Consider the following 9347-nt stretch of genomic DNA (forward strand, 5'->3'; position numbering starts at 1 on the left):
TGCTACCCCGCGGTGTACCCGCCATCGACCACCATTTCCGAACCCGTCACGAATGTCGATTCATCGCTGGCCAGGTAAACGACCATGTGGGCGATATCATCGGAATCGCCCATGCGACCGATCGGGTGCAAGGCGGTAAGCGCTATCGCCTCGTCTTGCGCGAAGTACTCGGCATAGTCACGCACCATATTGGTCAGCATGTAGCCCGGATGGATCGAGTTACAGCGCACGTGCGTTCTCTTCGTCGCGCAATAGACCGCGACGGATTTGGTCAACAGCCTGACAGCGCCCTTGCTCGCACAATAGGCCAATGTGTCCGAGCCACCACGCAGTCCAAGCACCGATGAAAGGTTGATGATCGAGCCGCCGCCCGCGCGGCGCATCGGCTCGATCGCAAGCCGGCATCCCAGGAACGTGCCATGCAGGTTGACGTCCATGACGGCATTCCAGACCTGGTCGTCACAATCGCCGATGGAATCGTTCTCCAGACCGATACCAGCGCAATTGACCAGGATGTTCAGTTTGCCGAAGCGCCGAAGCACCGTATCGATGACATGCTTCCACGCGGCCTCGTCGCTGACGTCATGCGCCAGAAAGAAACCACGCTCGCCAAGCAGGGCCGCGGTCTCTTCACCGTGATCCTTGTTGATGTCGGTGACGCAAACGAGGGCGCCTTCCTCGACCATGCGAACGGCGCTTTGCCGACCTAGGCCGGATGCACCGCCCGTGACCAACGCGACCTTGTTTTTCAGCCGTCCACTCATCCTGCTGTCGTCCCACCGTCAATAACCATTTCCGCGCCGTTCACCAGGCGGGACTCGTCTGCCGAGAGATAGAGGATCATGTTGCCGACATCCTCGGCAGTCCCCTGAAAGTCGACGGGCATGTAACCATCCCAAGTCTCACGCTCGCGCACGGGGTCGTCGCTTTCGGCGATATAGTTGTGCACCATCGGTGTTTCGATGACGCCGGGGTGCACCGAGTTACATCGTATCCCCAGATTTCGCTCGGCACAGTAGAGGGCGATTGACTTCGTCAGCAGGCGCACGCCGCCTTTGCTGGTGTCATAGGCGCACAAGTCAGCGTCGCCTACAATGCCGGACACCGACGATAGATTGATGATCGATCCGCCGCCGTTGTCGCGCATGTGCGCGACGGCCAGCCGACAGCCGCGCCACGTGCCCGTCAGGTTCACGTCGATGACCTGATACCACTCCTCCAAAGATGTCGCCTCGATGCTGCCACGTCGCAGGATACCGGCGCAGTTGATGAGAACATGCCAGCCGCCGAACGCGTCGAGCGTCTCGGCAACGACGCGGTCCCAGTCATCCTGCTTGGTGACGTCCAGGCGCGATGACGCCGCGCCATCACCGATAGCCGCCGCCGCGTCGGCCGCCGCCTTGTCATCGATGTCGGCCAGCATGACGCGCGCACCCTCGCCCGCAAGAATCTGCGCGGTTGCCGCGCCGATACCGGATCCGCCGCCGGTCACCAGCGCTACCTTGTCGTCAACCCGACCCATGAACCTCCCTACCCGCAACGTGTCGCGGCATTACAGACGAAACAGATGCGCGTGCCAAGGCGATCGAGCGGTTTATTGTCAGGTTCGATCAATTGGCGCCGACTCCGGTCGATCGGGAACACTTGGCCTTCGGCCGAAACGTCCTTCGCGGTGCAGGATGTAGAGGCCGCTCAACATGACAACGACCGCGCCGATCACAACCCAGATATCGGGCACCGAACCGAACACGACAAAGCCGATCAAGAATGCCCAGATCAAACTGGTATAGCGAAAAGGCGCGACCAGGCCGACCTCCGCCAAGCGGACCGCCTCGATCATCAGGTACTGGGCGGCCCCCAACAGCATGCCGGCAAGTGCCAGAAGCGCCAGTTCCAGCCAGGTGGGGGTCGGCCACCCGAAGGGCCATGTCAGCAACCCGCATAGGGTGACCGCGATGGTCGAGACCATCAGGATCGACGACGAACTGTCGGAGACACTCAGGCGGCGGGTGACGATGTCACGTAGCGCGCCGGTCACCGCCGCCGCCAAGGGCAGAAGCGCCGCCAGCGCGAGAGCGCCCTCGCCGGGCCGCAGCATCACGAGCACGCCGCCGAAGCCAACGCCGACAGCGGTCCAGCGTCGCCAGCCGACCTTTTCCTTCAGGAACGGAACCGCGAGAGCGGTCGCAAACAAGGGGCTGGCGAAGGTCAGCGCGATTGCCTCGGCGAACGGCAAGAGGCTCAAACCGGTGATGAACAGGAACATGCCAGTGACGACAATCGCGGCGCGCGCGGCTTGGCCGCGGGGACTGCGCACGCGCAACCGATAAAGGCCGCCTTCATGCCAGGCCAGCAGCAATACCGGTAGGAAGACGAACAGGCCACGAATGAACATGATCTGGCCGACCGGCATGTCCGTGGTCAGCCATTTCAGGATCGCGTCATTGAAGGTGACCAACGCGCAACCGGCCGCCATGCAGAGAATACCCTTGAGTCCGGCGCCGCCCGATTCGGGCCGGACCCCGCCGTCGCTCACGCCACGTCGACGATGCTGTCGGCGTTCAAGGCGGCGGGAAGACGCACCGTTACGGTCGTCCCGACGCCGACCTCGCTTTCGATGGCAATCTCACCGTCGTGCAGATCGATCAGCGATCGCGTGATGGCAAGGCCCAGGCCGGCCCCTTCGTGACGCCGGGCAAGTGTCGAGTCTGCCTGGCCGAACGGCTCCATGACCGTGCCGATCTTGTCTTTGGGTATGCCGATACCGTTGTCGGAGACGGTAATGATGATCGTCTCCACGGTGTGGCTCGCAGTGACCTTAACCAGCCCGCCCGCCTTGCGGTCGATGAACTTCACGGCATTGGTCAGCAGGTTCAACAGAACCTGACGCAATCCCCGCTCATCGGCCATGAACTGCGGGATGTGGGGGTCGCAGTTGACTTCTATCTCTATCGAGCGGTTGATCGCCGACTGCCGCGCCAAGGTGACCGCCCAGGTGATAACTTCCTCCAGGTCGATCAAACTGCGGTGGATGGTCATGCGGCCGGACTCGATCCGCGCGAAATCCAGGATGTCGTTGATCAGGTCCAACAGATGCTTGCCGCTGACATTGATGTCACCGGCATACTCACGCACCCGTTCATGGTCGAAGTTGATGCCCATATCGGACTGTAGGAGTTCGGAGAAACCGATGATCGCGTTCAGTGGCGTTCTCAGTTCATGGCTCATGTTGGCGATGAACTGGCTCTTGGCCTCGTTGGCCTGCTCGGCCCGCAATTTGGCGTCACGCAACGCCTCGACCGCGACCTTGCCTTCCGTTACGTCCTCAAGCGCGTGAATCACGCGGCCCCAATCGTTGCCATAGACATCGGGAATGAACGCCGTGTTCCGGACACAGATCTGTTGCTTGTCGTAGGTCTGTTCCCAGACCTCCCCGAAGAAGCTGTTGTCCCCCGCCGCGAACGCGGTCAGCGTATCGCGAAACGCGACCTCTTCGTCCTCGGTCCGAAAGTCGATCTCGGCCATGGCGCGAAACGCCTCGCGGCTAGGCGCACGGTAAAGGTCAACCGTCTGCTCGTTGAAATCGATGATCTCGACGTCGTTGGCGATTTGCTTCACGACCTCTGGGTTCAGTTTGAAGTAAAGGTCGAAGTCGGTGATGCCGTCGTCACGTAGACGTTCGATTTCGACCTTGGCCTTCGACCAGTCCTCTTCCCAGATGGCAATCGGCGCCTGCTGGAAGAGTTCGCGGTAACGCGATTGCGTCGCGGCGGTTTCGTGTTCTCGGATCGCGCCGATGCCGGTCGCCGCATGGGCCACAATGACGATGTTCAGGCCCATCAGAACCAAAGAAACAAGAAACAACGTCGCGGCCTGGTGCTCGGGAACCACGCTGGCCGGCAAAAGGCCGTTGCCGCCTGCCAAGCCCAAGATGACAGCGGCCACGAGCACCATGGCAGCCGTCAAGACGATGCCGCGCCGGTCGCCCGCGACGACCTCCTCCAACAGAACGTATAGGAACAGCGGCATCATGAACGATGTCAGGCCGCCGGTACCCCAGCAGCCGAAAGCGACCAGCGCCGTGATCAAGAGCGCGCCAGTCATGCGGACGGCGAACAGCTTGTGCGCCACGCGCAACAGAAGGACCATCGCGATTGGGACCGCGATTGTCGCCGCGAACCAGGCGTACTCACCAATCGTTAACGCGTCGCGATAAAGCAGATAGATCGGGAACAGCACCGCCAGGACTAGGGCGGTCATGACACGGCACCAGACATAGTTCCGGTAAGGCAGGGGATCGACCGATTCGGCCAGGCGATCGCCGCGGTAAAGCCTATCGAGATATCTGGGATAGAGTTCCGTCACACATCCGCCTCTAAGCAGCGCCGTCACCCCACGTAGGGCCCGCCGAACACCTATGATATACCGCGATATTCCTGTTGAGGCGACTCACCAACCGCCTCTTGCAGCCGCCCCGGCCGCCGCGTACATAGCAACGAGAACAAGGCTGGGGGCATCCGGCCGCACTTGAGCGTCTGGGAGGGCAAAAGCGTGGCAGGCAAGGACCCGTCGAACCGCTTCGAAGTTGATCTCGAAAAGACCCCGGCAAACTATGCGCCGTTGAGCCCGGTCGACTTTGTCGAGCGATCCGCCCTGGTCTATCCGGACCGAACAGCGTGGGTCTACAACGACCGCCAGGCGACCTATGCCCAGATGCTGGCGCGCTGTCGGCGTTTCGCCAGCGCCCTCGTCAAGCTGGGGATCGGCCAGGGCGACGCGGTCGCGATCATCGCCCAGAACGGGCCGGCGCTCCTGGAAGCCCATTTCGCCGTTCCCATGGCCGGCGCGGTCCTGAACGCTCTCAACTTCCGGCTGGATGCGGCCTCGATCGCCTTCATGCTCGGCCACGCCGGCTCCAAGGTCATCATCGTCGACCGCGAGTTCACCGAAGCGGTCAAACAGGCGCTGGCCGACCACACGGCACCGATCACCGTCATCGCGATTGACGACCCCGATACCGATAACGATCCCTCATTCGGCGACACGACGTATGAGGCGTTCCTGGAGACCGGTGATCCCGACGCCCGCTTCGATCCGGTCGACGACGAATGGCAGGCGATATCGCTGTGCTACACATCGGGCACCACGGGCGATCCGAAGGGCGTCGTGCTGCACCATCGCGGCGCCTATCTGAACGCCATCGGTAACGGCATGATGCTGGGCTTCACCGGCCAGACGGTGAACCTGTGGACCCTGCCGATGTTCCACTGCAACGGCTGGTGCCATTCCTGGGGCGTTACGGCGTTCGCCGGCACACACATCCTGCTGCGCAAGGTCGACCCGGCGAAGATCTTCGAGCTGATCGTCGAGCACGATGTCACCCATATGTCGGGCGCGCCGATCGTTCTGAACATGATCCTGAACGCGCCGAAAGAGGTCCGGCGTGCCTTTCCACAGACCATCACCATGGCGACCGGCGGCGCGGCGCCGCCCAGCGCGGTAATTTCCGGTATGGGCGAACTGGGCTTCAGGATCGTTCATCTCTACGGACTGACGGAAACCTATGGCCCGGCGCTCATATCCGCCGAGCAGGATGACTGGGACGGCAAATCGGCCGACGAGCTGAGCGCTTTGATGGCGCGTCAGGGGCTGCGCCACCCCATGGTCGCCGGCTACATGGTAGCCGACCCGGAGACCATGGAGCCGGTGCCCGCCGACGGCGAGACGATCGGCGAGATCATGTTGCGCGGCAACACGGTCATGCGCGGCTACCTGATGAACCCGTCGGCCACCCTACGCGATCTGGCTGATGGCTGGTTCCATTCTGGCGATCTCGGCGTCATGCACCCGGACGGCTATATCCAGGTTAAGGACCGGTCCAAGGACATCATCATCTCTGGCGGCGAAAACATCAGCTCGTTGGAGGTCGAAGATACCCTCTATAAGCACCCGGCGGTCATGGAGGCGGCTGTTGTCGCGCGCGACGACGCGAAGTGGGGTGAAAGCCCCTGCGCGTTCGTGACCTTGAAACCGGACGCCGAGACCACCGATCCCGCCGATATCGTCGCCTTCTGCCGCGCTCAAATGGCCACCTTCAAGGCACCGAAAACTATTGTTTATGGACCCTTGCCCAAAACGGCGACCGGCAAGATCCAGAAGTTTGCGTTACGTGAGCGCGCCAACAATCTGGCCGAGGGCGAGGCCGATTTCGACCGCGCCACCGGCTGACCCCCTCTAACCGGAGTAACTGCGATGTCACGACCCGACCCTGCGGATGTCCGCCAGGTCACGTGTGTAGGCGCCGGCGTCATCGGCGCTGGATGGGCCGCCCACTTCCTTGCCCACGGCTACGACGTCATTGTTTATGACCTCAATGCCGAAGCCGAAGGCCAGATGCATCGCATCATCGACGCAGCCTGGCCAAGCCTGGAGAAGATGGGGCTTGCCGACGGTGCATCGCGGGAGCGCGTCAGCTTCTCGACTGACTTGAATGAATCAGTCGAAAATTCTGATTTTGTTCAAGAAAGTGCGCCCGAGCGGATCGACCTCAAACAGCAGCTTTATGCCGATCTCGACCGGGCCATGCCGAATGACGTGGTGATCGGCTCCAGCACTTCCGGCCTCCTGATGTCAGACATTCAGGCGAAGTCGGACAACCCGTCACGCATGGTGCTGGGGCACCCCTTCAACCCGCCCTATTTGATGCCCCTGGTCGAAATCGTCGGCGGCAAGAAGACCGATCCGGCGGCCGTTGACTGGGCGGTCGAATTCTACCGGCATGCCGGCAAGTACCCACTGAAGATGGACCGTGAGGTGTTGGGCCATATCGCGGACCGCCTGCAGCAGGCCATGTGGAACGAGATCCTCTATATGGTCGATGCGGACGAAGCGACGCCGGAACAGATCGACGAATCGATCGTCTACGGTTTTGGGCCGCGCATGGCGATCATGGGCTATTGCCTGTTGTTCCACCTGGCAGGGGGCGAAGGCGGCATGCGGCACTTCCTCAAGCACTTTGACCCCAGCGTCTCCGACGACTGGACCCGCCTGCCCTCACCGCCAATCAGCGATAGCCTGATTGAGAAAATGGTCGGCGGCTGCGATCGACTTCAGGGCGACCGGTCGACGCCAGAGCTCAACGCGTTGCGTGATGAAGCCTTGGTCGGCTTCCTGCAGCACTTCAACAAGGTGACGGGCGCGGCCAAATAGAAGGTTCGCACAACGATACAACAGGATAGAGCGGAGAGGACCATGACAGCCAACAGCAACCGCCAACTCGTCTTGAAGGAATACCCGGTCGGCGCACCCGGCCCCGAACACTTCGACCTCGTCGAGGCGCCGATGCCCGAGCCTGGGCCTGGCGAGGTGCTGGTCCGCGGCATTTACCTGACCGTCGATCCCTATATGCGCGGCCGCCTGCGTCCGGGCCCCTCTTACGCGGAACCGCAGAAGATCGGCGAGGTCATGGTCGGCGAGGTCGCCGGCGAGGTCGTGGCCTCCAACACCGACGGATTTGCGCCAGGCGATTTTGTCGCGGCGCATACCGGCTGGCAGACCCATGGGCTTGCCGATGGCCGCGACCTGCGAAAACTGGACCCAAGCGCCGCGCCAATTTCGACGTCGCTTGGCGTGCTCGGCATGCCCGGTCTGACCGCCTATTTTGGCACGCTCGACGTGCTGTGCCCCAAGGCCGGCGACACGCTGGTGGTTAACGCCGCATCGGGTGCTGTCGGCAGCATTGTCGGCCAGATTGCCAAGATTGGCGGCTGCCGCGTGGTCGGCATCGCCGGCTCCAAGGCCAAGATCGACTTCATCACCGGCGAGCTGGGTTTCGACGCCGGCATCGATCACCGCGAGACGGCGGACATGTCGACGGCGCTGGCGGACGCCTGCCCGGACGGTATCGATTGTTACTTCGACAATGTCGGCGGACCTATCTCAGACGCCGCGTTCGAAAACATGGCGCTCGGCGCCCGCGTCGCCATTTGCGGTCAGATTGCGCAGTACAACGACACCGAACAGGCGATGGGGCCGCGCAACCTCCGCCACTTCCTGGTCAAGCGCGCGACCATGCGCGGTCTTCTGGTGTTCGATTGGCGCGATCGCTACGACGAGGGTCTGAAGCGCCTGACCCGGTGGGTGCAAGACGGCAGCATCAAGTACCGCGAGGACATCGTCGACGGCCTGGAGAACGCACCGTCGGCTTTCGCCGGCTTGATGGAGGGCAAGAACTTCGGCAAGCAACTGGTCAGGATCGGCGACGACCCGACACGGAGCTAGCACCGCTTAGGTCCAGTCGGCGAGAGCCTCCTGGGCGGCCATGAGCACCCATTCGCGAAACGCCTTGATGGCCGGTTCGTCAGCGCGGTCGGGCCGATACACGAGGTACATCTGGGTCTCCGCCTGAAGCGAAAGATCGAACGGGCGCGCCAAAGCGCCTGAACGCAGGTCGTCACCGACCAGTGACAACGTGGCCAAGACCACGCCCTGACCTTCAAGCGTCGCGCGAATAGCATTGCTGTGGGCCGTAAAACGCACGCCGCGGGCTGCGTCGATATCATCAACACCGGCCGCTGCCAGCCACGTGGTCCAGTTCGGCCAATGGCTGTACTGAATCGGCCAGTCCAGGTGCAGTAACGTATGATGTGCAAGGTCGGCCGCCTCTCTCAGGCCATGCTCGCCTTTGAGTAGGTTTGGGTGACATACCGGGAAGACGGTCTCCTCGCCGAAGATGGTTTCGGCGGTAAGGCCCGGGTAGTTGCCGCTGCCCCAACGGATGCCGATGTCGGCGCCGCCCCGTTCAAAGTCGGCCAGACCGTCCGACGCATCGATCAGTACATCGAGATCGGGGCATGTCGCGCGGAAATCAGCCAGACGTGGCACCAACCAGTTGCCGGCAAAGGTGGTCTCCGATGTCACGCGCAGCAGCGGGCTTGCGCGGCTTTCGCGAATACGCCGGACACCGTCCGTGACCAGGTCAAAACCACGCCGCAACTCGTCGAGCCCGGCGCGCGCCTCGGTTGTCAGCGAGAGCCGGCGGTTCTCCCTGTCAAACAGGCGCAGACCGAGGTCGTCCTCGAGAACCTTGATCTGGTGGCTGACGGCGGCCGGCGTCACATGCAGCTCTTCGGCGGCGCGGGTCAGGCTCAAGTGGCGCGCCGCCGCCTCAAAGGCCCGGAGCGCGCCCAGCGATGGCATTCGCTCGGGCATTTTTAGTTTTCCTTAAAATGTCTGCCTATTTATCTCGTTTGTAACGACTGCGTTTCAAGGCCAGATTGAAACACGAAGCAACACACGCCTGTCGCCGGCCAAGCCCGGAGGCGGGTTTGGCCAAAGGAGAAGCGAGA

Annotated in this window: 8 protein-coding genes; 3 read left to right on the plus strand and 5 right to left on the minus strand. The window is 62.3% G+C overall.

What is annotated here, in order from left to right; translation table 11 throughout:
* Nucleotides 1-2: 2 nt before the first annotated feature.
* The 4 genes from AAF563_21695 to AAF563_21710 all read right to left on the minus strand — a co-directional run bounded on the left by AAF563_21695 (nucleotide 3) and on the right by AAF563_21710 (nucleotide 4365).
* Nucleotides 3-764 carry a glucose 1-dehydrogenase gene (locus AAF563_21695; GenBank protein MEM7123904.1) on the minus strand — a complete coding sequence of 254 codons (762 nt, stop codon included), beginning with the start codon at nucleotides 762-764 and terminating at the stop codon, nucleotides 3-5.
* Nucleotides 761-1522 carry an SDR family oxidoreductase gene (locus AAF563_21700; GenBank protein MEM7123905.1) on the minus strand — a complete coding sequence of 254 codons (762 nt, stop codon included), beginning with the start codon at nucleotides 1520-1522 and terminating at the stop codon, nucleotides 761-763. The genes AAF563_21695 and AAF563_21700 overlap by 4 nt, the downstream gene beginning before the upstream one ends.
* A gap of 78 nt (nucleotides 1523-1600) precedes the next feature.
* The gene (locus AAF563_21705; GenBank protein MEM7123906.1) at nucleotides 1601-2536 is read right to left on the minus strand and encodes a DMT family transporter; all 936 of its coding nucleotides are present in this window, start codon (nucleotides 2534-2536) and stop codon (nucleotides 1601-1603) included.
* The gene (locus AAF563_21710; protein MEM7123907.1) at nucleotides 2533-4365 is read right to left on the minus strand and encodes a HAMP domain-containing sensor histidine kinase; all 1833 of its coding nucleotides are present in this window, start codon (nucleotides 4363-4365) and stop codon (nucleotides 2533-2535) included. The genes AAF563_21705 and AAF563_21710 overlap by 4 nt, the downstream gene beginning before the upstream one ends.
* A 186-nt stretch (nucleotides 4366-4551) precedes the next feature.
* Here AAF563_21710 and AAF563_21715 point away from each other — a divergent pair, with 186 nt between their 5' ends.
* From AAF563_21715 to AAF563_21725, 3 genes are read left to right on the plus strand one after another with little or no spacing between them, the layout of a single operon-like run.
* Nucleotides 4552-6228 (plus strand): AMP-binding protein, encoded by a 1677-nt coding sequence (locus AAF563_21715; protein MEM7123908.1) that lies wholly within the window; start codon nucleotides 4552-4554, stop codon nucleotides 6226-6228.
* Nucleotides 6229-6252: 24 nt separating this feature from the next.
* A complete protein-coding gene (locus tag AAF563_21720) occupies nucleotides 6253-7209 on the plus strand; it encodes a 3-hydroxyacyl-CoA dehydrogenase NAD-binding domain-containing protein (protein ID MEM7123909.1) in 957 nt (318 codons plus the stop codon).
* A gap of 42 nt (nucleotides 7210-7251) precedes the next feature.
* Entirely contained in the window at nucleotides 7252-8280 is a 1029-nt protein-coding gene (locus tag AAF563_21725; protein MEM7123910.1) for an NADP-dependent oxidoreductase, read from the plus strand.
* 6 nt (nucleotides 8281-8286) lie between these two features.
* Here AAF563_21725 and gcvA read toward each other — a convergent pair whose 3' ends face one another.
* Nucleotides 8287-9210 (minus strand): transcriptional regulator GcvA, encoded by a 924-nt coding sequence (gene gcvA / locus AAF563_21730; GenBank protein MEM7123911.1) that lies wholly within the window; start codon nucleotides 9208-9210, stop codon nucleotides 8287-8289.
* Nucleotides 9211-9347 lie beyond the last annotated feature (137 nt).

This window comes from Pseudomonadota bacterium (genome assembly GCA_039028155.1).
Lineage (GTDB): Bacteria > Pseudomonadota > Alphaproteobacteria > SP197 > SP197 > JANQGO01.

What these genes read in the sequence shown, in the direction of transcription:
- AAF563_21695 (MEM7123904.1), bottom strand. Translation starts at nt 764, where the DNA reads ATGAGTGGACGGCTGAAAAACAAGGTCGCGTTGGTCACGGGCGGTGCA.
- AAF563_21700 (MEM7123905.1), bottom strand. Translation starts at nt 1,522, where the DNA reads ATGGGTCGGGTTGACGACAAGGTAGCGCTGGTGACCGGCGGCGGATCC.
- AAF563_21720 (MEM7123909.1), top strand. Translation starts at nt 6,253, where the DNA reads ATGTCACGACCCGACCCTGCGGATGTCCGCCAGGTCACGTGTGTAGGC.
- AAF563_21725 (MEM7123910.1), top strand. Translation starts at nt 7,252, where the DNA reads ATGACAGCCAACAGCAACCGCCAACTCGTCTTGAAGGAATACCCGGTC.
- gcvA (MEM7123911.1), bottom strand. Translation starts at nt 9,210, where the DNA reads ATGCCCGAGCGAATGCCATCGCTGGGCGCGCTCCGGGCCTTTGAGGCG.